Origin of the sequence: Bradyrhizobium sp. WSM1253, from assembly GCF_000244935.1 — a bacterium.
GTDB lineage: Bacteria > Pseudomonadota > Alphaproteobacteria > Rhizobiales > Xanthobacteraceae > Bradyrhizobium > Bradyrhizobium canariense.
Window position 1 is genome coordinate 648304 of record NZ_JH600073.1, and the last position, 20525, is coordinate 668828.

The 20525-nt window shown below is 62.8% G+C and carries 21 protein-coding genes and 1 pseudogene; 11 read left to right on the forward strand and 11 right to left on the reverse strand.

Going from position 1 to position 20525, the window contains the following annotated elements:
* Position 1 precedes the first annotated feature (1 nt).
* On the forward strand, positions 2 to 1123 hold the full coding sequence (locus BRA1253DRAFT_RS05010; RefSeq protein WP_007591768.1) for an HD-GYP domain-containing protein: 1122 nt from the start codon (positions 2 to 4) through the stop codon (positions 1121 to 1123).
* 26 nt (positions 1124 to 1149) lie between these two features.
* On the opposite strand, the gene BRA1253DRAFT_RS05015 is transcribed toward BRA1253DRAFT_RS05010, so the two are convergent.
* On the reverse strand, positions 1150 to 1353 hold the full coding sequence (locus BRA1253DRAFT_RS05015; protein WP_007591770.1) for a hypothetical protein: 204 nt from the start codon (positions 1351 to 1353) through the stop codon (positions 1150 to 1152).
* A gap of 132 nt (positions 1354 to 1485) precedes the next feature.
* Positions 1486 to 2163 (reverse strand): nitroreductase, encoded by a 678-nt coding sequence (locus BRA1253DRAFT_RS05020; RefSeq protein WP_007591772.1) that lies wholly within the window; start codon positions 2161 to 2163, stop codon positions 1486 to 1488.
* 133 nt (positions 2164 to 2296) lie between these two features.
* Here BRA1253DRAFT_RS05020 and BRA1253DRAFT_RS05025 point away from each other — a divergent pair, with 133 nt between their 5' ends.
* Complete coding sequence (locus tag BRA1253DRAFT_RS05025) at positions 2297 to 3259, forward strand: alpha/beta hydrolase (protein ID WP_007591774.1); 963 nt, start codon at positions 2297 to 2299, stop codon at positions 3257 to 3259.
* Between the two features lie 46 nt (positions 3260 to 3305).
* Here the strand turns inward: BRA1253DRAFT_RS05025 and BRA1253DRAFT_RS05030 are convergent, their stop codons facing one another.
* Positions 3306 to 3677: a nuclear transport factor 2 family protein gene (locus BRA1253DRAFT_RS05030; protein ID WP_007591775.1), complete on the reverse strand. Its 372-nt coding sequence runs from the start codon at positions 3675 to 3677 to the stop codon at positions 3306 to 3308.
* Between the two features lie 102 nt (positions 3678 to 3779).
* On the opposite strand from BRA1253DRAFT_RS05030, the gene BRA1253DRAFT_RS05035 reads away from it, so the two are divergent.
* Positions 3780 to 4343, forward strand: a complete 564-nt coding sequence (locus BRA1253DRAFT_RS05035; protein WP_007591783.1) for a TetR/AcrR family transcriptional regulator — start codon at positions 3780 to 3782, stop codon at positions 4341 to 4343.
* Between the two features lie 15 nt (positions 4344 to 4358).
* Here BRA1253DRAFT_RS05035 and BRA1253DRAFT_RS05040 read toward each other — a convergent pair whose 3' ends face one another.
* Positions 4359 to 4829: a cupin domain-containing protein gene (locus tag BRA1253DRAFT_RS05040; RefSeq protein WP_007591784.1), complete on the reverse strand. Its 471-nt coding sequence runs from the start codon at positions 4827 to 4829 to the stop codon at positions 4359 to 4361.
* A gap of 203 nt (positions 4830 to 5032) precedes the next feature.
* Between BRA1253DRAFT_RS05040 and BRA1253DRAFT_RS05045 the strand changes: the two genes are divergently transcribed.
* From BRA1253DRAFT_RS05045 to BRA1253DRAFT_RS45980, 3 genes are all read left to right on the forward strand, one after another.
* Positions 5033 to 5281 carry a hypothetical protein gene (locus BRA1253DRAFT_RS05045; RefSeq protein WP_007591786.1) on the forward strand — a complete coding sequence of 83 codons (249 nt, stop codon included), beginning with the start codon at positions 5033 to 5035 and terminating at the stop codon, positions 5279 to 5281.
* 219 nt (positions 5282 to 5500) lie between these two features.
* Complete coding sequence (locus tag BRA1253DRAFT_RS45975; RefSeq protein WP_305728426.1) at positions 5501 to 6214, forward strand: asparaginase domain-containing protein; 714 nt, start codon at positions 5501 to 5503, stop codon at positions 6212 to 6214.
* A complete protein-coding gene (locus BRA1253DRAFT_RS45980; protein WP_305728427.1) occupies positions 6147 to 6587 on the forward strand; it encodes a hypothetical protein in 441 nt (146 codons plus the stop codon). Before BRA1253DRAFT_RS45975 ends, BRA1253DRAFT_RS45980 begins: the two co-directional genes overlap by 68 nt.
* Positions 6588 to 6594: 7 nt before the next feature.
* On the opposite strand, the gene BRA1253DRAFT_RS05055 is transcribed toward BRA1253DRAFT_RS45980, so the two are convergent.
* Positions 6595 to 7470, reverse strand: a complete 876-nt coding sequence (locus tag BRA1253DRAFT_RS05055) for an MBL fold metallo-hydrolase (RefSeq protein WP_007591792.1) — start codon at positions 7468 to 7470, stop codon at positions 6595 to 6597.
* A gap of 132 nt (positions 7471 to 7602) precedes the next feature.
* Here BRA1253DRAFT_RS05055 and BRA1253DRAFT_RS05060 point away from each other — a divergent pair.
* A pseudogene (locus BRA1253DRAFT_RS05060) lies at positions 7603 to 8136 on the forward strand (transposase).
* Between the two features lie 167 nt (positions 8137 to 8303).
* Here the strand turns inward: BRA1253DRAFT_RS05060 and BRA1253DRAFT_RS05065 are convergent.
* Both BRA1253DRAFT_RS05065 and BRA1253DRAFT_RS05070 read right to left on the reverse strand, forming a co-directional pair.
* Complete coding sequence (locus tag BRA1253DRAFT_RS05065) at positions 8304 to 9926, reverse strand: ABC-F family ATP-binding cassette domain-containing protein (RefSeq protein WP_007591795.1); 1623 nt, start codon at positions 9924 to 9926, stop codon at positions 8304 to 8306.
* Between the two features lie 121 nt (positions 9927 to 10047).
* Positions 10048 to 11655, reverse strand: coding sequence for a multicopper oxidase family protein (locus BRA1253DRAFT_RS05070; RefSeq protein ID WP_007591797.1), 1608 nt, complete (start codon positions 11653 to 11655; stop codon positions 10048 to 10050).
* Positions 11656 to 11890: 235 nt separating this feature from the next.
* Between BRA1253DRAFT_RS05070 and BRA1253DRAFT_RS05075 the strand changes: the two genes are divergently transcribed.
* Genes BRA1253DRAFT_RS05075 through BRA1253DRAFT_RS05085 form a run of 3 tightly spaced genes read left to right on the forward strand, consistent with a single transcriptional unit; the run spans position 11891 to position 15809 of the window.
* Positions 11891 to 14662 (forward strand): xanthine dehydrogenase family protein molybdopterin-binding subunit, encoded by a 2772-nt coding sequence (locus BRA1253DRAFT_RS05075; protein ID WP_007591798.1) that lies wholly within the window; start codon positions 11891 to 11893, stop codon positions 14660 to 14662.
* Entirely contained in the window at positions 14659 to 15183 is a 525-nt protein-coding gene (locus tag BRA1253DRAFT_RS05080; protein WP_007591800.1) for a (2Fe-2S)-binding protein, read from the forward strand. The genes BRA1253DRAFT_RS05075 and BRA1253DRAFT_RS05080 overlap by 4 nt, the downstream gene beginning before the upstream one ends.
* Positions 15184 to 15191: 8 nt before the next feature.
* Positions 15192 to 15809 (forward strand): hypothetical protein, encoded by a 618-nt coding sequence (locus BRA1253DRAFT_RS05085; protein WP_007591803.1) that lies wholly within the window; start codon positions 15192 to 15194, stop codon positions 15807 to 15809.
* Positions 15810 to 15879: 70 nt separating this feature from the next.
* Here BRA1253DRAFT_RS05085 and BRA1253DRAFT_RS41120 read toward each other — a convergent pair whose 3' ends face one another.
* The 4 genes from BRA1253DRAFT_RS41120 to BRA1253DRAFT_RS05100 form a co-directional block, all read right to left on the reverse strand.
* On the reverse strand, positions 15880 to 16344 hold the full coding sequence (locus BRA1253DRAFT_RS41120) for a GNAT family N-acetyltransferase (RefSeq protein WP_007591804.1): 465 nt from the start codon (positions 16342 to 16344) through the stop codon (positions 15880 to 15882).
* A 55-nt stretch (positions 16345 to 16399) separates the two neighbouring features.
* Entirely contained in the window at positions 16400 to 16876 is a 477-nt protein-coding gene (locus tag BRA1253DRAFT_RS05090) for an NUDIX hydrolase (protein ID WP_051058394.1), read from the reverse strand.
* 188 nt (positions 16877 to 17064) lie between these two features.
* Positions 17065 to 18048, reverse strand: coding sequence for a dienelactone hydrolase family protein (locus tag BRA1253DRAFT_RS05095; RefSeq protein WP_007591806.1), 984 nt, complete (start codon positions 18046 to 18048; stop codon positions 17065 to 17067).
* 192 nt (positions 18049 to 18240) lie between these two features.
* Positions 18241 to 18648: a hypothetical protein gene (locus BRA1253DRAFT_RS05100; RefSeq protein WP_157158546.1), complete on the reverse strand. Its 408-nt coding sequence runs from the start codon at positions 18646 to 18648 to the stop codon at positions 18241 to 18243.
* Positions 18649 to 18894: 246 nt separating this feature from the next.
* Here BRA1253DRAFT_RS05100 and BRA1253DRAFT_RS05105 point away from each other — a divergent pair, with 246 nt between their 5' ends.
* Complete coding sequence (locus tag BRA1253DRAFT_RS05105; protein WP_007591808.1) at positions 18895 to 20013, forward strand: IS110 family transposase; 1119 nt, start codon at positions 18895 to 18897, stop codon at positions 20011 to 20013.
* Positions 20014 to 20525 lie beyond the last annotated feature (512 nt).

The window sequence follows — 20525 nt, forward strand, 5'->3', positions numbered from 1 at the left end:
CGTGCAGAACGCGCGAATTATATCCCGCCCCGTCAAGGGCGACGGCGGCATCCGAGAGAAGGAAGCGGTACGCCCGTTCGTGCATGTGCTGGCTGATTCTTCAGACAAATTGTCGAGCGTCTGTTCGATGCTCGAGCAGCAGTTTGCCGTCGCAGGCGAACGGCTCGACGCGGAAGCCAAGCTGTCCCAGGTGCCGTTCGCGATCGTCATCCGTGCGGAATTGCGTGATGTCCACACCATTGCGGCCATCAAGAAACGAGGCGTAAAGCTCGCGAAGGCAACCAAGCGCATCTTCCTGGTCGAGCACTCCTCTCACATGAGTATCTCGCAGGCCTACGCGCTCGGAGCCACGCTCGTCCTTCCCGGGACGATCGACAAGATCAAGCTGCTGGCAGCGCTGGTTGATCCCGCCGAAGAGGCGCCTGCTTCCTCAGGTCACGCGCCGCAGCCGGACAACGCCGTCGAGACCGCGGCGATTGCCATCGCGTCGATGTTTGCCTCGGTGACATCGGGGCAGCCGATTGACGTCAGCGGCGCCAGGGAAGCCGGCCGCCAGATCGCCGATCGCATCACCCAGCATGGCCTGTCGGAATGGCTCACGACGGTGCGGCGCCATCACGAGGGGACCTATCAGCATTGCCTCCTCGTCACCGGCGTCGCCATCGATTTCGGCCTGAGCCTTGGCGTCGGCAGGTCAGATCTGGAGCGGCTATACACGGCGGCCATGTTCCACGACATCGGCAAGGCCCGGATCCCGCTTGCCATCCTCGACAAGCCCGGCCGTCTCGATCCGGAGGAACGTGCCATGATCGAGACGCACCCGGTGGCGGGCTACGATTTTCTGAAAGACCACGACAATATTTCGCCGGAGATCCTCGATGCCGTGCGGCATCATCACGAATTTCTCGACGGCAGCGGCTACCCGGATGCGCTCTGCGCCGGGAACATCGGCGATATCGTGCGCATCCTGACGATCTCGGACATCTACGCTGCCCTGATCGAGCACCGGCACTACAAGCCAACGATGCCGCGGGCAGAGGCTTATAACATTCTCTGCGGAATGAGTGGAAAGCTGGAAAAGGCACTGCTGACCGCGTTCAGACAGGTCGCACTCACGAGATGAGCGCAGCAACCCGTCTCGACCCCAGCCTAGTGCGCGGCGCGGTGTCTGGTGCGGCGCGGAACGGTCCGGCAGGCCAGCCCTTCGGCCAGCAGCTTCATGTCCTCGTGCCGGCCGCTGCGGATCATCCGGCCGAACTCTTCGGGGGTGAAAGGAAGACTTGGATCATCATCGATCGGACGCCGCACTCGCGGGCCGAAGAACCGTCGAACCAGGCTAGCGAGCCGCCGCATGTCAATTCCCTCGCGCCAGCATCAAACCTTTCAGTCCGCACATTGTTCCTCCCGCACGATCGAGAATGCAAGAGGCCGCCAAGCGGTCCGCACCAAAAAAAATCGGCGAGAGAATAATCTCCTCTGCCTGCGCTACTCGGCGAATCCGACGTAACGCACGAAATCGTCGTTGCCCCCGCGATCGGAGCGAACGGCGTTCGCGGCAAAGTTGTCGTCGGGATAGCCCATCGCGACGCAGGTCATGATCACCTCGTCCTCCGGAATGTTCGCGACCTCGCGCACGATGTCGGAACGCATGATGCCCTGCCCGTTGATCACCGAACCGAGACCGCGGTCCCAGGCCGCGAGCACGATGCCGTAGCAGAGCGCGCCCAGATCGAAATGGCAGACCGCGCCGGGATCGAGCACGCGGTCATAGGTCAAGACCAGCGAGACCGGCGCGTCGAACTGGCGGAAGCCGCGCAGCACCCAGTCCTGCCGCATCGGCTTGTCGTCGCGCGCGATCCCCATCGCGCCGAACAGTTTCTTGGCGACGTCGACTTGCCGCGTCCGGTGCACGCCCTGGTATTCGCCATGGCTGACGATGTCGCGCTTGACTTTGGCGCCGCCAACCATTTCCTCCATGTTGCGTCGGCGCAGCTGATCCAGCGGCCCGCCTGTGAGCACGTGGACATGCCAAGGCTGGGTGTTCATCGACGACGGCGCACGTTTGGCACTGTCGATGATCGCCTCGATCACCGCGCGCGGCACCGGCTCGTTCCTGAAGCCGCGCACGCTGCGGCGCGACTGGACCAGCGTTTCGAATTCCACCTCAAGACCTCCCTGCCCGTTCATCCCATGGCATCGCAAACCCTGGCATGGCAACTGCGAGCCGTTGCCGATGCGGCGCGCCATATCTATGCTAACCCGCAAGCAAGACCAAGAACCCTGTGAGGATCCCAACATGGCCGCACCGCTCGATCCCGTCATCGCCCAGATCATTCCGCTGCTGCCGATGCGCGATGCCAAGACGATGACGCCACAGAGCGCACGCGATTCCTTGCGCGCACTGGCTGCCTCACGCGCGGCCATAGCGCCGCCGCCGGTGGACATCGTCGCGGATATCAAGGTGAAAGGCGGCGCCGGACCGCTCGATGCACGTATCTACCGGGTCGGCACCACGCCGGCGCCGACCGTGGTGTTTTTCCATGGCGGCGGCTGGGTCGCGGGCGACCTCGAGACTCACGACCGGCAGGCACGCAACCTTACGATCGAGACCGGCGCGGTCGTCGTCTCCGTCGACTACCGTCGCCCGCCCGAAACGCGCTTTCCCGGCGCGTTCGAGGACGCCTTTGCCGCGGTGAGCGACGTGTTTGGCCGCGTCGCGGAATTTGGCGGCGATGCAAAACGCCTCGGCGTTGCCGGCGACAGCGCCGGCGGCAATCTCGCCGCCACCAGCGCGATCGCCTGCCGCGACGCCGGCATCAAGCTCGCCGCACAACTGCTGGTCTATCCCGTGACCGATGTCCTCGGCAGTTATGCGGACGCGCGCGAGAACGCACGCTTCCCCTCGCGCGCCGAGAATGCCGAAGGCTACTTCCTCTCGCGCGCCGTGATGGAGTGGTTCTGCGGCCATTATCTCGCCGATCCCTCGCATGCGACCGACTGGCGCGTATCACCGCTGCGCGCGGCTTCGCTCGCCGGCGTCGCGCCCGCGATCGTGACCACCGCCTGGTTCGATCCCCTCCGCGACGAGGGCACAGCCTATGCACGCGCGCTGGAAGCCGCCGGTGTGCCGGTGAAGCATCATGAAGGCCCCGGCCTGATCCACGGCTATTTCGGCCTCGGCGACGCCTCCGCGGTGGCGCGAGCCGAAGCACAGCGCGCACGCGCGGACTTCAAGGCGCTTCTCGCGCGCGGCGCCTGAGGGCGACGCCCGGAGCGGCAGGATCGGCTGCCGCGCCGGCCAGCGCTCAGGCTTTGGCTGCGGGCACCTCGAAGAAGCCCGTCGCCTGAACGAGGCGGCCATCGTCGCCGAAGCGGCCAAAACTCTCGCCCGTGACGAACACGCGACCGGCGCCGTCGTACATCGTCCAGCGAAAAAGCCCCTGATCATGGTGCTCGAGGAAGCTGTCATTCCTGAAATGCGCGCCGGGAAACTTGAGCTGGGTTTGACCGATGCGCGCCATCAAGGCGTCACGTCCCTCAATCTGCGAGCCCGGATCGGTATACACGCAGTCCGCGGCCACGCTTTGCTCAAGCAGCCGACGCCGCTCGTCCTCATCGATGGGTCCCCACGCCGCCTGATAGGTGTTCCAGATCTTCAGTCGCGCTTCATCGTTCATCTCGCAGAACCTCTCGTGGCCTCATGCCGCTTCCGTCAAATTGACAATTATTGATATTTTGTCAATATGACTCGACCTTCAATTCCAACGCTTGTGAGGCTCATGGCTCGTTCCAGCATTTCGAAAGAGGCGCTTGCCGTCGAGGCTGCAACGGAGGTGTTCTCCCGCTACGGCCATGCCCGCACGACGATGGGCGACGTCGCCGCCAAGGCGGGAATGTCGCGGCCGGCGCTCTATTTGCTCTTCCCCGACAAGGATGCCGTGTTCGCGGCGGTGATCCAGCGAATGGACGAGCAGAAGCATCGGGAGATCAGGGCCGCAATCGCGCGCCTCGACGGCCTTCACGCCAAGCTGCTCCACGCCTGCAAATCCTGGGGATCGCATGGCTTCGACCTGATCGAGGCGCATCCCGATTCGGCAGATCTGTTCGACCTCCGTTTCCCCGCAGTTCGGAAGGTCTACGACAACTTCCAGTGTCTGGTCGCCGACCTCATCCGCGATCAGGTGAAGGCCGCCGGGATAGCGATCGAGCCGGAGGTGCTGGCGCGATGCCTGGTGTTCGGCATGCGGGGACTGCGCGAAACCGCCAGGAACGGCAAGGAGATGCGGCGGCTGATCGCCGTTCAGGTCACCATGCTCGTCAGAAGCATCGATGACGGCAGTTGAGCTGCGAAGAGCCGCCTATCGCGGCCTCCCCGCCCGTTGCGCGTTGGTGTGCCCCCACGTTTGGTCCCAATCTTGACCGGCGGCATCGACGACGCGGCCGTCGGCTTCGAAGAACTTGTTCGGCACCTGGAAGATCGCCAGGATCAGGGCGCCCTCCGGGCACCAGGCCGCATGCCGGCTGCCCGCCTCGCGCCAGATGAATTCGCCGGCCTTGCAGGCAATCCCCTTGGCCGGTCCCTGGTTGTCGACGAGAGCGCCCTCTATGACATAACTCTGCTCGACGCCGACATGCTCGTGATCGGGCAGCACCGATCCCGGCGCAAAGCGCATCAAGGCCGTCATCAGACCGCTGCTGCGATCGAACAGCAGCGTCTTGGCCTCGCAGCCGGGAAAGCGCGTCTTCTGCCATTCCATGTCTTGCGGCCGAACCAGGTGAGAATGCCGGTCAGAAGCGGCATCCGGCATGTTCGCAATCAGGGTCTCCATCACGATCTCCCTTCGGCTAAACTCGCCCGAAGCTAGCAGGATCGCCCGTCCCGGTCAGCGAGCAGTGCAGCAGACCGTGGGCCCCGTCGAACCCGCGTTCGAAAAATCGCCAGGAAGACCGGACAGCAGGCGCTCATCCAGCTTGATTGCGCCACGATTCCCGGCTCCAATCCGCGTGCCATTTCTGGTTTAGGGAGACAATCATGATGAAGCGGATTTTCCTGGCTGCGATCGTTGCCACGTTTGCAGCGGGTTCGGCCTTCGCGGAGGACACCTGCGAAAGCAAGGCCGTCGGCAAGGACGGCAAGGCCCTGGCTGGCGCCGCCAAGACCTCGTTCATGAAGAAGTGCAAAGCCGAAGCCTGCGCGCCCAAGGCCGTCAGCGCCGAGGGCAAGCCGCTCGCCGGCGCCGCCAAGAACAGCTTTATGAAGAAGTGCGAGATGGGCGCGTAAGGCGCCGCGAATTCGCTGCTGCTTTAGCGAGCAATCGCCAGACGAACTGCCACATGGCCGGGCTTGTCCCGGCCATTCGCGTGTGTGTTTGCGTGTGCCGGCTTCCAGACCAAATCATCCGAAAGCGTCGCCCTAGACAGGAGCTCTCGACTGACCGATCATGTGGTGCTGAGCGAAGCGGGGCGCATCGACAAGGCTTTCTAGGAAAGGGACGTCAAGATGTGGCAACCTCGAGTGCGTCATCACTTCATCGCGGCAATGAGCTTGCTCTTCGCGCTGCTCATCGGACTTGAAGCCGCGAACGCGCGGGGCCCGGGACTGCCCAACGTCATGGTGCTCGCAACCGGCGGCACGATCGCCGGCAGCGGCGCGAGCAGCACCACCGTGGTCGGTTACACCGCAGCCACGGTGGGCATAGAGACCCTCCTGAATGCCGTCCCCGAACTGAAAACGGTGGCCAACGTCAAGGGCGAGCAGGTTTTCCAGATCGCCAGCGAGAACATGAACAATGACTACTGGCTGAAGCTTGCCAAGCGCGTCAACACGCTGCTCGCGCAGGACGACGTCGACGGCATCGTGATCACGCACGGGACCGACACGATCGAGGAAACCAGCTATTTCCTGGACCTCGTCGTCAAGAGCAAGAAGCCCGTCGTCGTCGTCGGCGCAATGCGACCGTCGACGGCGATCAGCGCGGATGGGCCGATCAACCTCTTCAACGCGGTGATCCTCGCGGGCAGTGACGAGGCCGTCGGCAAGGGCGTGCTGGTTGCTCTCAACGATCAGATCAACGCGGCTCGCGATGTCACCAAGAACAACACCTCGACGGCAGACACCTTCCGCACACCGGAACTCGGCTTTCTCGATGCAGGGCAACAAGCCGTACTTCTATCGTCAATCGACGCGCCGCCACACGGCGGACTCCGAATTTGACGTCTCCAGCCTCGATGTCCTGCCGCAAGTCGATATCGTCTACGGCTATGCCAACATGAACCGGGTCGCGATCGACGCTTTTGTCGGCGCCGGAGCCAAGGGGATCGTGCATGCCGGCGTCGGCGACGGCAGCCTGGCCAGGCCCGCGGTCGAGCCAGCTCTCGACGAGGCCCGCAAGAAGGGTGTCGTGATCGTTCGCAGCAGCCGCGTCGGCAACGGCATCGTCGCACGCAATGGCGAGGCCAAGGACGACGAACACGACTTCGTCGTTTCGGATACGCTCAACCCTCAAAAGGCGCGCATTCTGCTGATGCTGGCGCTGACAAAGACGACCGACACGAAGGAAATCCAGCGGATGTTCTACACCTACTGAGCTAGCCCTACTCTCGCTTGAAACGGTAATCAAAGGCGGCGCCGAGCGGCTTGATCAGCCCGACCGTCGGCGCCGGAAAATGGACAGGCAGGATCAGCGTGTCGGTGTCCGCGACGGAAGCAAAGAACTTTCGCCGCGACACCGCCGACTGCTTCGGATCCCAATCCGGTCTGGCCGACCAGTCCAGCTCGCAGCACTGGATCTGATGATGCATGAGGTCGCCGGCGACCACCGCGCGGCGCCCCTTCGAGAAGATGTTCACGCAGCAATGGCAGGGCGAATGCCCCGGCGTCGGCGTCAGCGTGACGGTGTCGTCGAGCGCGTAATCGTCATCCACCAGGAGCGCCTGGCCTGCCTCGACGATCGGCAGGCAATTGTCGCGAAACACGGTGCCGGGCGGGTTGCAGCCCTTGGCATGCTCGGCCTCCCAGGCCGCATATTCACCCTTGTGGAAGACGTATTTCGCATTCGGGAACGTCGGCACCCAACGACCGTCGCGCAAGCTCGTATTCCAGCCGGTGTGGTCGATGTGAAGGTGCGTGCAGAACACGTAGTCGATCTGCTCAAAGCCGATGCCGAGCGCGAACAGCTCGTTGCGCCAGCGCGCCTTGCCCGGAAAATCGAACGGCGACGGATGGCCCTTGTCCTCGCCGGTGCAGGTATCGACCAGGATGGTATAGCGCGGCGTGCGCACCACGAAGGTCTGATAGGTGATCACCATCATGCCGCGCGCGGCGTCGAACACCTCCGGCTCCATCGTCGGCAAATGCCGCTTGAATACGCCCTCGTCATAGGCCGGGAAAAAATCCTGCGGCCGCCGCCACGGGCCCTCCCGCTCGATCACCGCGTCGATGGTGATGTCGCCGAACCTGACCTGCTTCACGCGCGTTTCGCTCCCTTTTTTGAAAGAGCGTAGCGAGAGCCCCTGAAACGCGCAAGCAAGCGAATGGATTGCAAATCTCTCGATCTGGTTGTAGCCCGGATGGAGCGAAGCGTAATCCGGGAAGGTGCCCGCGTGGTTCGCTACCGGCGCAACTTCGTCCCTGGCGGGACCTTCTTCTTCACGGTGGCGCGGGATGATCGAAGATCATCCGCGTTGGTCGATCATGTTGACAAACTGCGCGACGCATTTCGTATGACGCGCGCCGACAGGCCGTTCACGATCGATGCAATCGTGGTCCTCCCTGATCATCTGCACGTCATCATGACGCTGCCGGACAATGACGCTGACTTTTCCGGCCGATGGTGGCGGATCAAGAGCTCCTTCACGCATCAACTGGCTGTTTCAGGTGCCCCCATCTCCCGCAACGTCGGGGCGAATTCGCGTTGTGGCAACGGCGATTTTGGCAGCACACCATTCGCGACGATGCCGATTTCGAACGCTGCGCGAACTACATCCATTACAATCCAGTCAAGCACGGCCTTGTCGCGTCACCGATAGACTGGCCGCATTCGTCGCTCCATCGCTACGTCCGCGAAGGCGTGCTTCCGCCCCGATTGGGGAGGAGCCGCGGAGGTCGACGGCAACTTCGGAGAGCGCGGAGATTGAATCCCGGATTGCGCTTCGCTCGATCCGGGCTACGAAATTCCAGCGGCCGCTCCTGTAGCCCGGATCGCGCGAAGCGTAATCCGGGGCCGGACCAACCGCATCGCGCGACTGCCCACGCGGCACGAAACCCGGATTGCGCTTCGCTCCATCCGGGCTACCGCCGATCACTACGACCGCAACCCCGGCGCTTCCTGCCCCGTGCGCGCGACATATTCCGTGTAGCCGCCGCCGAACTGGTGGATGCCTTCGGGCGTCAGCTCCAGCACGCGGTTCGACAGGACGCTGAGAAAATGCCGGTCATGCGAGACGAACAGCATGGTGCCCTCGAAATCCGACAGCGCCGTGATCAGCATTTCCTTGGTGGCGAGGTCGAGATGGTTGGTCGGCTCGTCCAGCACCAGAAAGTTCGGGGGATCGAACAGCATCTTCGCCATCACGAGGCGCGCCTTCTCGCCGCCCGATAGCACACGGCAGCGCTTCTCGACGTCGTCGCCGGAGAAGCCGAAGCAGCCGGCGAGCGCGCGCAGAGAGCCCTGCCCCGCGGTCGGAAACGCATATTCGAGTGACTCGAACACCGTCTGCTCGCCGTCGAGCAAATCCATCGCATGCTGCGCGAAATAGCCCATCTTGACGCTGCCGCCGACCGCCACGGTGCCATCGTCCGGCTCGCTCGCGCCCGCGACGAGCTTGAGCAGCGTCGATTTGCCGGCGCCGTTGACGCCCATCACGCACCAGCGCTCCCTGCGGCGGATCATGAAATCGAGCCCGTCATAGATCCGCTTGCTGCCGTAGCCCTTGAACACCTTCTTGAGCGCAACGACATCCTCGCCGGATCGCGGCGCCGGCGGAAAGTCGAACGCAACCGTCTGGCGGCGGCGCGGCGGCTCCACCCGCTCGATCTTGTCGAGCTTCTTCACCCGGCTCTGCACCTGAGCTGCGTGAGAGGCGCGCGCCTTGAACCGCTCGATGAACTTGATCTCCTTGGCGAGCATGGCCTGCTGGCGCTCGAACTGCGCCTGCTGCTGCTTCTCGCTTAGCGCCCGCTGCTGCTCGTAGAACTCGTAATTGCCGGCGTAGGTGGTGAGCGAGCCGGAATCGATCTCGACCACTTTCGAGATCACGCGGTTGATGAACTCGCGATCGTGCGAGGTCATCAGCAGCGTGCCTTCGTAATCGTGCAAGAACTTTTCCAGCCAGATCAGGCTTTCGAGATCGAGATGGTTGCTGGGCTCGTCGAGCAGCATGACATCGGGACGCATCAGGAGAATGCGCGCCAGCGCCACGCGCATCTTCCAGCCGCCGGAGAGCTTGCCGACGTCGCCGTCCATCATCTCCTGGCTGAAGCCGAGGCCGGACAGCGCCTCGCGCGCGCGGCCGTCGAGCGCGTAGCCATCGAGCTCTTCGAACGCGTGCTGCACCTCGCCGTAGCGGGCGATGATCTCGTCCATCTGGTCGGCCTTATCAGGGTCGGCCATCGCGGTCTCGAGCTCGTGCAGCTCGGCCGCCACCGCACTCACCGGTCCTGCCCCGTCCATGACCTCGGCCACGGCGCTGCGGCCGGCCATCTCGCCGACATCCTGGTTGAAATAGCCGATGGTGATGCCGCGATCGGTCGAGACCTGCCCCTCATCGGGCGGTTCCTCGCCGGCGATCATCCGGAAGAGCGTGGTCTTGCCGGCGCCGTTCGGCCCGACGAGCCCGATCTTCTCGCCCTTGTTGAGAGCGGCGGACGCTTCGATGAACAGGATCTGGTGGCCGGCTTGCTTGCTGACGTTGTCGAGGCGGATCATGAGGTCTTTTTGGGGGATTGTTGCGTTGCAGCGTCATAGGCCATGCGGGCCCCCAGGGGAAGCCCGGCCGGACCCGGATCAGCCCCGCGCGCCGCCGAATTCGCGCAATTCGACCCGCAGCTTAGGCCTTGTAGACCTCCACGGTCTGCATCATGCCCATCTCCTCATGGTTCATCATGTGGCAGTGGAGCATGTAGACGCCGGTGAAATCGATGAAGCGCGAGCGGAACACGACCTGGCCGCCCTTGCGCTCCACGATCACGGAATCCCGCCATTCCGGCACCGCCAGCGCCTTGCCATTGGCCGAGATCACCTGGAACGGGTTGGTATGGATGTGGAAGACGTGGTCGTCATGCTCATGGGTGTTGACGATGGTCCACTCCTCGACCGCGCCCAGCTTGACCCGCTGATCGATGCGGCCGGGGTCGAACTTCTTGCCGTCGACGAAGAACTCGAATTCCTGCCAATGGCCGGCGGCGTCGGCCTCCGGCGCGGTCGCCGACAGCACCACCTTGCGGCGGTTGGTGATCTCGGAGTCCTTGATGGTCGCGAGCGGCGCCGGCGGCAGGGCGCGCGGCAGCTTCATGTCCATCGGCGCACCTGACACCACGACCCGCGCCAAGGGCCCGACCGGCGACGGATGCCCCTGATCGTAGGGCGTAGCGTTGAAGGCGTAGGTGCCGGGGCTGCCTGCCTTCACCAGAATGTCCGCGCGCTGACCGGGCGCAATCAGGACCTGCTTGAGCGGCTGCATGGCGCCGAGCTGGATGCCGTCATAGGCGATCGCTTGCAGATCGTGCTTCTCCAGGTCGAGCAGCATGTCGTCCTGATAGGCGGCATTGAGGATGCGCCAGCGCTGCACCTCGCCGGGCCGCATCTCGATCATTGGCCGGCGTTGGCCGTTGATGGCGAGAAAGCGCGTCGCGGTCTCGGGAAACAGCGTCTCGAAATTCTCGACCATGCCGTTGGAATCGTAGACCACCTGGGTGAGCACCATGAGCCGTTCGCGGGCTGTGGCGATCTCGGGAATTTCGGCGAAATCACCCTCGATGACGACGGCGCCGACCATGCCGGAGGACATCTGGATGTCGGCGCTGCCGTGGTGATGCGGGTGATACCAGTAGGTGCCCATGGTGTGATCGGCCGGCAGGGTGATTTCGATGTTGTAGCTGCGGCCTGGCGCCATCGAGCGCATGACGTTGTCGGAAATCCCGCTCGGGCTGGTATGCGCGCCGTGGAAATGGAAATTGGTGTTGTTGAACTGGTGCGGATGGCTGATGTCGGCCGGCAATCCATCGCGGTTCGGCGGCAAATCGTTGATCATCTTGATGCGCAGGGTATCGCCGGGTTTCATGCGCAAGGTCGGGCCGGGGCTGCCGCCCTCATAGGACCTGACATAGAGCCTGACGCCGCCGATCTGGCGATAGGCATAGCCGACGCGCATGGTCGTGCTCAGCACGCCATTGACGGACCGCCGCACCTCGGGCTCGACCAGCGCTTGGTCCATGGCGGGAACCGGCGTTTCAGCGACCATCCCCATGCTCGGCGACATGTCCGCGGTGTGGGACATGCCCGCATGGTCGTGCACGGCGTGCTGGGCATTTGCGGCACCTGCGAACAGCGACAACGCGCCCGCTTTGAGACCGCAATCCAGCAATTGACGGCGCGACAACGTCGTCGTGCCCATCGTGCTGGTGACTGAAGACGCACCGTTCGGATCCTGCTGCATTTGAATTGCGCCCCCTGTTGCCGGACCGTCTTCCGTTCGATTCGACTCTAAAGCAAGCACCAAACCACAATTCGAGGCGCAAGCGCACCACATTCATTGGTTGTAAACCTCCTCAGCCGTTCTATCGTCGCAGGATGCATCGTGACGGATTCGCGCTGGCGCTGGCCTATGCCCTCCGGACATTGCATGCTGGCCGCATCCCGATGTTCTCGAAACTCTGTACAAGGATATGATCATGGGGCCTTCGCGACGCGAGTTCGTGAAGTGGTTGTCGGCGGGAGGCATCTCGGTCAGCCTGTCACATCTGGCGTCCGCGGCGGGCGTGCCCTTCGCAGCGCACGAGACGCTGCCTGGACGCGGCAAGTTCAATCCCGCGACAAATGGCGCCGGCCGTGTCGACGGCGTCGCCAAGGTCACCGGCGCAAAGCTTTACGCCTCCGACTTCCGCGCCAACGACATGCCGGGCTGGCCGCAGGCCACCTCGCACGCCATCCTGGTCCGCGCCAACGACGCCACGCACGTCTATACCGGGCTGGACCTCGCCCGCCTCGGCGGCGCGCTCAAGCCGTCGGTGGTGGTGACTGCGACTGATCTCGACCGGATCGGGACCCAGGTGCCGGAATTCTATGCGGGCGACCTGTTCTGCCCGATCGGCAAGACGCCGCTTTATCTGGGACAGCCGGTCGCGCTTTTGATCTTCGAAAAGTTCGACGCCTTCGACCAGGCGCGTCTGGCGCTGCGCGACGGCACGTTCGTCCATTTCGGCGAAGAGACCGGGCCTGTCGTCGTCCCGGATTACGGAGCCTTCCGCTTCACCCGCGTGGCAGGCCCCTCGCCTGACAAGCCGGATGTCTATTCGCCGCTCCAGGCCGGCTGGGTCTCGCCCAAGAAGGTCCAGAGCGCGGCGCTGCCAGTGTGGTCGCCGCTCGCGAAGGACATGCCCGCGGATTACGCCAAGGCGGCGAAATATGGCGAGCAGATCCGTGCCGAGCTTGCAGCGGATGACGCCTCCATGCTTGTGCTCGACCGCGAGTTCGAGACGCAATCGGTCGACCCGATGTTCCTGGAGCCGGAATGCGGGCTCGCCTGGTACGACGGCAAGGGCGGCAATCTCGAACTGCTGTTGGGCGTCCAGTCGCCCTACGAGGCGGCGGAATCGATCGCGCATCTCTTGGGCAAGGCCCGCGCGCCCTACAAGCCGGCGCACATCAACGCGCAGTTCGCCCATGTCGGCGGCGGCTTTGGTGGCCGCGATCACACGCCTTTCATTCTCTATGTTGCGCTCGCGGCGGTCTGCTTTCCCGGCAAGCCCGTGCGGCTGGCGCATGACCGCTACCAGCAGTTTCAGGCCGGCATCAAGCGCCATTCGATCAAGATGCGCTCGCGCATCGGTATCGATCGCGCGACCGGCAAGATCAAGGCGTTCGCGGCCGATCACGTGCTCGACGGCGGCGGCATCGCCCATTTCTCGGCCAGTGTTGCCGTCGTCGCGGCCACCGGCGCGATCGGCATCTACGACATTCCGAACGTCGACGTCAGGACTGTCGCGGTGCACTCGCGCGGCGTAAGCGCGGGTTCGATGCGCGGCTACGGCATCCTGCAAGCCATGACGGCGCTGGAGGTCCTGATCGACGAGGCCGCGTCCGAGCTCAAGCACGATCCGATCGAATTCCGGCGGCGCAACGCGCTGCCCCAGAACGGCCGGACCATGACGGGCAATCCCTACATCGTCTCGGTGCGCACGCCCGAAATCCTCGACAAGCTCGAGAAGCACCCGATCTGGCAGCAGCGGGCGCAGTTCAAGCAGACCTCGTCGGATCGGCTGGTCGGCACCGGCGTCGCCTGCGTGACGAAAGACTATGGCTCCGGCGCGGACGGCTCGCTCGGCCGTGTCGAGCTTGGACCTGACGGCAAGATCGTGATCTTCTGCGATCATGTCGAGATGGGCAACGGCATCGGGACGGCGCTGGCCAACCGCGTCGCCGGCCATCTCGGCGCCATCGCCGACGAGGTCTCGGTCGCCCGCGTCGACAGCTATGACGTGCTCGGGCTGGTCACGTCGGGCGATCCCTCCACCATGGACCAGAAGACCCAGGATGCCGCGGAGAAAAACCCGCGCTGGGTGCCCGCGATCAGCTCGCCGACAAGCTCCTCGATCGGCGCCCATGTCGGCACCCATTCCGCCGCGGAAGCCGCCCGCGTCATTTTCCGCTTCGGACTATGGCCCTCGGCGCTCGAGCTGTGGCGCATCGCAAAGACTGATCCGCGCGCGGGACAATGGGCCAGCGCAAGCTGGAAGAACGGCCAGCTCACCATGCCCGGCCTCGAACCGCTCGCCCTCTCCGTGCTCTCGGCAACAGCTCATTCGCGCGGCTTCGTCACCGGTGCGGTTGCGCACAGCTTCTCGCGCTGGGCGTGGTCGCGGGCACGCTTCCCGCTGTCCGGCGAGCAATACCGCGCCGATATCGACGCACTGGCGATCCGCAAAGGCAACGGCAAGTTCGAGCGGATCAACCGCACCAGCGTCAAGTTTCCGCCGACCGACAACAACCGGATCGGCACCGCCTACACCTCGATGTGCGGCACGGTCGTTCGCGTCGAGATCGAGCGCGCAACCGGGAGCTTGCGCATCGCCAAGGCCTATAGCGTGCTCGAATGCGGCACCGCGCTCGTGCCCGAGGTGGTGATGGGCCAGGCCCAGGGCGGCTTCGCCATGGGCGTCGGCTACGCGTTGCTCGAAACCCTGCCCCCGTTCGAAGGCGGGCCGGGCAACGGCGAATGGAATCTCGGGCGCTATCTGGTCGCACGCGGCTCCGACCTGCCGCTCCGCGATCTCGAGATCGAGATGCTGAAGCCGCAGACGGCAGACGAAGCACCGAAGGGCATGGCGGAGGTCGTGATGATCCCGATCGTGCCGGCGCTGATCAACGCCATCCACGACGCCACCGGCCATCGCTTCCGTGCGCTGCCGGTCACCGCAAGCCTATTGAAGGGAGTGCTCGCGTGACGACCCTCAGCCTCACCATCAACGGCCAGAAGCACGGTCCGATGGACGTCCGCGACGATCTCTCGATGAATGATTTTCTGCGCGAGATGCTGGGCATGACCGGCACCAAGTTCGGCTGCGGCGCCGCGCAATGCCTGAGCTGCGCCGTCATCGTCGACGCGCCCGACGGCACCAGCACCACCAGCCCGACCTGCGTCGCGCCCGCCGTGAATTTCGACGGCAAGTCGATCCGCACCGTCGAGGGGCACGCGAAGGACGGCGAGCTCTCGACCCTGCAAAAGGCCTTCATCGCGCATTTCGCCTTTCAGTGCGGCTATTGCACCGCCGGCTTCCTCAATGAGGGCCAGGTCTTGCTGGAGCGCCTGTCGCGGACACCGGTGGCGCGCGAGGCACTGGAGCAGACCATCGCGGATGCGCTCGACGGTCATCTCTGTCGCTGCACCGGCTACGTCAAATATCACGAGGCGGTGCGCGACGTGATCCTCGCCGACTCCAAGCGCTACCTCATGGCCACCAAGTGACGCGCATCATGATCTCCGACCTGCGGTTCAAGATGATTGCTGTGGTCGCCGCCCTCGCCGGCAGTCTCAGTGCGGGCTTTGCGGCGTCGGGGACGGCAAGCCACGCCCTCGCCTCACCCGAGAGCTTTGCTTCGATCGGCGACACAGAGAAGCGTTCGGCCGCAATCTTCACCGAACTCGGCAAGGTACTGACGCATCCGCGCTGCACCAATTGTCATCCGGCCGGCGACAGGCCGCACCAGGGCGACAATGCCCGCCTGCATCAGCCACCCGTCACGCGCGGCGCCGACGGCCACGGCCTCGAGGCGATGCGCTGCAACACCTGCCACCAGAAGGCCAATTTCGAGCCCGGCCGCATGCCCGGCCATCCCGACTGGCATCTGGCCCCGCGCGAGATGGCCTGGGAGGGCAAGACTGTCGCCGAGATCTGCGAGCAGATCAGGGATCCTGCGCGCAATGGCGGCCGCAAGGTGGAAGACCTGATCGACCATATCGGCAAGGACACCCTCGTCGGCTGGGCCTGGAAGCCCGGCTTCGGCCGCTCGCCCGTGCCGGGCACGCAAGCGCAGGCCGGCGCGCTGGTGGAGGCCTGGGCGAAGACCGGAGCGGCGTGTCCGGCGCCGTGAGCGGGTGCTCACAAAATCGATTTGGGTGAATAGCCGCTCTAAACTTGCGAGTAGATATCGTCAGCCCACGTTAAAGGAGTCGGCTGAGGACCAATTCCCGAGACCGCCGCACTTCGAAGTAAGTTTTGCCGCCTCGTTCGAATCCTGCCCGCTCGTAGAAGCGCAGAGTCGTCTCACGCTTGGACCCCGTTGCCAAGTGGACCTTATAGCAATCGGCCTGCGATGCGATCTCAAGCGCATAGGTGAGGACCCGTCGCCCGAGTCCTAATTTGCGATGGTCGGCGTGGGTGACTACATTCTCAATGACGCCATATGATCGGCCCCCCCGAGACAGATTGGGCACAATTGCGAGCGTGCACGACGATAGAAGCCGTTCACCTGCCACAGTCACAAAGCTCGATGAAAGCAGATTGGACCAGACGCGCTCAGCCGTAGCTGGCTCCAGTTGAGCTTCGTGAGGATGGAGATGCCTGTAAAGGTTCAAAACCTGATGCAGGTCGTGTTCTGTTGCGTGACGGACAATAGCATCTTTCATCTAGTGATCTCTTGCAAAGCAAGTCGCAGTTGCGGAGCAAATTGCAACCACAATCTCATATCCGAGGCCGCACTGTCTCCAGAACGTTCAGAGCCTCCACCACCGAATTGTAGATCAATTGGTCATCCGGCTTGCGGTTTTCTTTGAGCTTCTCCACGTTCGCACGATCAACCCAGAGAGTTTCTGACACCTTGCCGGTTTCGAGAGCTGGTTTTGTGAGGTCCCCGTCGACGGTCACGATGAACTGTCGTTCTTCGTAGGGTGTCGGCCCATAGCTCCAATACTTAGGTGTTAGCTCAAGAACGATGTTCTTGAGCTGCCAACCTGTCTCCTCATGTATTTCGCGGCGCAGAGCAGAAAGAACATCCTCGTTGTCTTCGACGTGCCCGCCGATCAGGTCCCAACACCCGGGAAACAACCCGCGCGTCAATGAGCGCCTTTGCACAAAGACTCGTCCTCGACCATCAACCACCATCGCGTCCGCGATAAGCTGCTTTCTTACTGACATTTCGTCGGTCTCGGAGTGCGGCAAAGATTAGTCCTAGAGGCGCCCACTTGTCCAATCTTGATCCCGACGTCCGAGGTCCGCAACGGTTCAAAAGCGGCGGATGCCGGGTTGCCGTCGGATTTGTCTCCAAGAGCCGACATGACGCGTTCAGGCGCCCCCTCGGCTAAGGGAAAAAGCTGCTCCCTACTGTCGCGTTCCATGGATCGGCTGCTTTAGCGGCTCTCACCCTGGCGAACGAGAGTTTCTCGAAAGAAATCGATGATGCTGGCATTGAACTCGCGATGGAATGCCCTCCTGTCGAAACCTGGCGGATCAGCACAGAAGCGAGGAAGCTTCTCCGCGAACTCTGCCGAGCACGGCGACAGGAAAGCAAAATGACCGGCAGGCACCACACGCACTTCCTTCTTGCCGGGCAGCGACTCAGCAACGAGCGCTGAGTTTTTCGGGTCTACGCCTGCACCCCCAAACTCTGATCGCCAGATCAGCAGCGGGATTTTTATGTCTGCCAAGCGGTCGGCGGGAAAGGCAAAGTTAACTGCCGTATCGGCGAGCACTGCGGCTCGGATACGAGGTTCGTGAGGCAAGCTGTTTGGTATGTCGCCGCTACGGAGTTGCTCGCATGCCCGCGTTCGGTTCGCATCCGAGCAGTAAAGCGCAAATCTCCGGAGATCGGGATTGCCGCCCGCCAAAACCAATCCGGTATAGGCGCCGAGCGAAAACCCAAAGAAGCCGATCCTGGAGGAATCAATCGCAGCCCGGTCTTTCCAGTCATTCAAGATGAAATCAAGCAATCGGATAATGCTGGCGGGCCGGGATGCCAGAATGGAAAGGCTGTCTCGCTGCGAGGAATCGTTTCCATTGTCACCCGGAAGGTTGATCGAGGCGACGACAAATCCGGCGTTTGCCAGAGCCTGCACCGTGTCATCGTGTTGTCCGAACCAACCGCCGCGTCCGTGTGAGACAATCACGAGTGGCAATTTCGTTCCTGTGACAGGACAGTCCTTCGCACCTTCAATCGCTTCAATAAATTGGACGGTGAGTTTGCCGAGCGGCACTCGTTGCGCCGCTGCCGCGCAAGGGTACCATATAGCGCCGGCCAGACTGGGATCGGTAGCCAGAAGCTGAACACCGGCAGCCTGTGCAGACGAGGTCAAGCAGCCGAGTACGGCAGCATAGATCCAATACAATCTGACCATCAGCGTCCCCATTCGCCAGCGAGCTATCGGATTAGCCCATGGCCGAAGTGTGTTGCGTGGCCGCATTGAACGCCGCTATCGGTCAAAAGCAGCCATCGCGCAGATTGCACGTCGGCTCACCTCCCGAAAGCGGCCGCCGCGGTGTTCTGAGCTAAGGTCCGTCACGGGCCACAAGCGGACGTCTACTGCGTTCTAAAAATGCTGCGTAAACAAAGACAGACCGACGCCAATCACAATCAAAATCATCATAACGCACGTGGGACGTACAGGCGTCGGCGCGCCAGGCCGGAACGTTCGCAATGTGATTGCAACATACAGCATCGGGATCAGCGCGACGGCTGAGACGGTCAAGATCGCCCACGGCGCCCAGCGTTCGCCCGTGTAAAGCGCAAAACACAACCAAAGGAGCGTAATGCCTAATGTGGCAAAACCACTGCCAATGATTTTCAGCATGCCGAGAATGATTGCTTGAACACCCGAATCGAGTTCGTTGAAGGGCTTTCCAACTACGATAGCGTGATACGGCAGGTAAGCTTCGCGACGCATATATCTCACACCGAACAAGACTCCTCCGAGAGCCACAACAATCACCATGGCCAACGCCAAATCCTGCATCCTTTAGACCCCGCCTATTCGATGCCTTCGCCGATTTCGGCAACGAAGCTAGTACCCTTTATGGTTGTTTCAATAAAGGGTATCAACCCTGCTCACGCACTTTATATCGCTTCGGCCTGTGAGGTCTGCTAGACTGTATGTCCCCCCACAAAATGAGGCGACTCACCCTCGATGTTGCGACGAGGGTTGCCCGGATGGACCGGGTAGAGCCTCAAACAAGGAGGGCGAGTCGTGGGTCATCATACCGAGTTCTTTGTCGGAATCGATACGTCAAAATCGCGCAATGCTATAGCCATTGCCGATGGCGGCCGTGGCGGCGAGGTACGATATCTCGGGGAGTTTCCTGCCACGGAGGCAGCGATCCGAAAGCTGGTGGCAAAGCTTGCAGCGAAATGCTGTCAGTTGACGTTTTGCTACGAAGCAGGGCCAACAGGATACGGTCTCTACAGACTGCTCAAGAGCCTCGGCCATGACTGCCTGGTGGTGGCCCCCTCGCTCGTTCCGAAGAAGGCCGGCGATCGAGTGAAGACGAACCGGCGCGATGCGGTAAGCCTCGCCAAGCTGTTGCGCGCGGACGAGCTCACGGCGGTGTGGGTGCCGGACGAGCGCCATGAGGCTATGCGCGATCTCTCGCGCGCCCGTCAAGCAGTGAAGAAGGACCTCCAGGGCAAGCGTCAACAGATCTCGTCATTGATGCTGCGGCTGGGACGCATCTATCCGGGCAAGACAACGTGGGGACCAGCCCACATGAGATGGCTCATGTCGCAGAAGCTCGAGCATCGCGAGCAGCGCATCGCATTCGAAGAGTTACTTGAGGGGATACGCCAGGAAAGTGAGCGGCTGGAGCGTTTGGAAGATGCCATCCGCGAGGTAGTACCCGAGTGGTCGCTCGCCGAGGTTGTGTCGGCCCTGCAGGCGGTGCGTGGGATTGATCTCATTGCGGCTGTGGGGGTGCTGGCTGAGATCGGTGATCTATCCCGCTTTCAAAATCCGCGCGAGTTGATGGGCTATCTGGGTCTGGTGCCCACAGAAAACTCGACTGGCGACCAAGTCAAGCGAGGCGGCATCACCAAAGCCGGTAATGGGCGGGCGCGACGTATTCTTGTAGAGGCGGCCTGGAGCTATCGATATCCGCCGCGCGTGAGCCGAGACAAGCAGCCAAAGGTGGAGGCCGCACCGAGAGTCGCGCGCGAGATTGCGTGGAAAGCGCAAACCAGGCTGTGCGGACGCTTCCGCTCACTCGAGCGGAAGGGCAAGCGGCGAACCGTAATCGTCACGGCGATTGCCCGAGAGCTATCCGCCTTCATTTGGGCGATCAATCGCGAGCTCATGCCACCTCGACAGGCGTGACATCGTTGGGGGCTGTGGACCGCTCGAGTCGTGAGGTGCGCTCGACCGGCCCACAGCCCCCTTTGTTGCAATCAAGATCAGGGGGCAGTCGCAGACATTAATCGTGCAGAAGTGAAGGCGGGACCACGGCAGGGGAAATCCTGAAATCCATTATGTGGCCGATCATCCGATCGACGCCCGACGCTAGACCAGGGACAGCCCCAGACGAAAAAACGGAAATGCGGTATCCAACCCGCGCATCAGAGCCTGTTCACCGACGTCTTTGAGTCCCGCCTTCTCCTCTGCACGATCCATCGGCACAAGAACTTCACGATGAGTCCTCGTGGAGATGAGAAACCGTGCGCTGTGTGCTTGACTGGGGACATCAGAATGGAATGGTCCGGCCGTGCTCCGGCCCTGCCAGCACGAGAAGCTGGCAAGGGCGCCCAAGACAAGGAGCACGCCATGTCTCAGAAACTCGACGCTTCGCCCGCCGTCATCGGCATCGATATCGGCAAGAACTCGTTCCACAT

What these genes read in the sequence shown, in the direction of transcription:
- BRA1253DRAFT_RS05015 (WP_007591770.1), bottom strand. Translation starts at nt 1,353, where the DNA reads ATGCGGCGGCTCGCTAGCCTGGTTCGACGGTTCTTCGGCCCGCGAGTG.
- BRA1253DRAFT_RS05040 (WP_007591784.1), bottom strand. Translation starts at nt 4,829, where the DNA reads ATGGAGACCCTGATTGCGAACATGCCGGATGCCGCTTCTGACCGGCAT.
- BRA1253DRAFT_RS05085 (WP_007591803.1), top strand. Translation starts at nt 15,192, where the DNA reads ATGATCTCCGACCTGCGGTTCAAGATGATTGCTGTGGTCGCCGCCCTC.
- BRA1253DRAFT_RS05065 (WP_007591795.1), bottom strand. Translation starts at nt 9,926, where the DNA reads ATGATCCGCCTCGACAACGTCAGCAAGCAAGCCGGCCACCAGATCCTG.
- BRA1253DRAFT_RS05030 (WP_007591775.1), bottom strand. Translation starts at nt 3,677, where the DNA reads ATGAACGATGAAGCGCGACTGAAGATCTGGAACACCTATCAGGCGGCG.
- BRA1253DRAFT_RS05025 (WP_007591774.1), top strand. Translation starts at nt 2,297, where the DNA reads ATGGCCGCACCGCTCGATCCCGTCATCGCCCAGATCATTCCGCTGCTG.
- BRA1253DRAFT_RS05095 (WP_007591806.1), bottom strand. Translation starts at nt 18,048, where the DNA reads ATGGTCAGATTGTATTGGATCTATGCTGCCGTACTCGGCTGCTTGACC.
- BRA1253DRAFT_RS05045 (WP_007591786.1), top strand. Translation starts at nt 5,033, where the DNA reads ATGATGAAGCGGATTTTCCTGGCTGCGATCGTTGCCACGTTTGCAGCG.
- BRA1253DRAFT_RS45975 (WP_305728426.1), top strand. Translation starts at nt 5,501, where the DNA reads ATGTGGCAACCTCGAGTGCGTCATCACTTCATCGCGGCAATGAGCTTG.
- BRA1253DRAFT_RS05035 (WP_007591783.1), top strand. Translation starts at nt 3,780, where the DNA reads ATGGCTCGTTCCAGCATTTCGAAAGAGGCGCTTGCCGTCGAGGCTGCA.
- BRA1253DRAFT_RS05070 (WP_007591797.1), bottom strand. Translation starts at nt 11,655, where the DNA reads ATGCAGCAGGATCCGAACGGTGCGTCTTCAGTCACCAGCACGATGGGC.
- BRA1253DRAFT_RS45980 (WP_305728427.1), top strand. Translation starts at nt 6,147, where the DNA reads ATGCAGGGCAACAAGCCGTACTTCTATCGTCAATCGACGCGCCGCCAC.
- BRA1253DRAFT_RS05075 (WP_007591798.1), top strand. Translation starts at nt 11,891, where the DNA reads ATGGGGCCTTCGCGACGCGAGTTCGTGAAGTGGTTGTCGGCGGGAGGC.
- BRA1253DRAFT_RS41120 (WP_007591804.1), bottom strand. Translation starts at nt 16,344, where the DNA reads ATGAAAGATGCTATTGTCCGTCACGCAACAGAACACGACCTGCATCAG.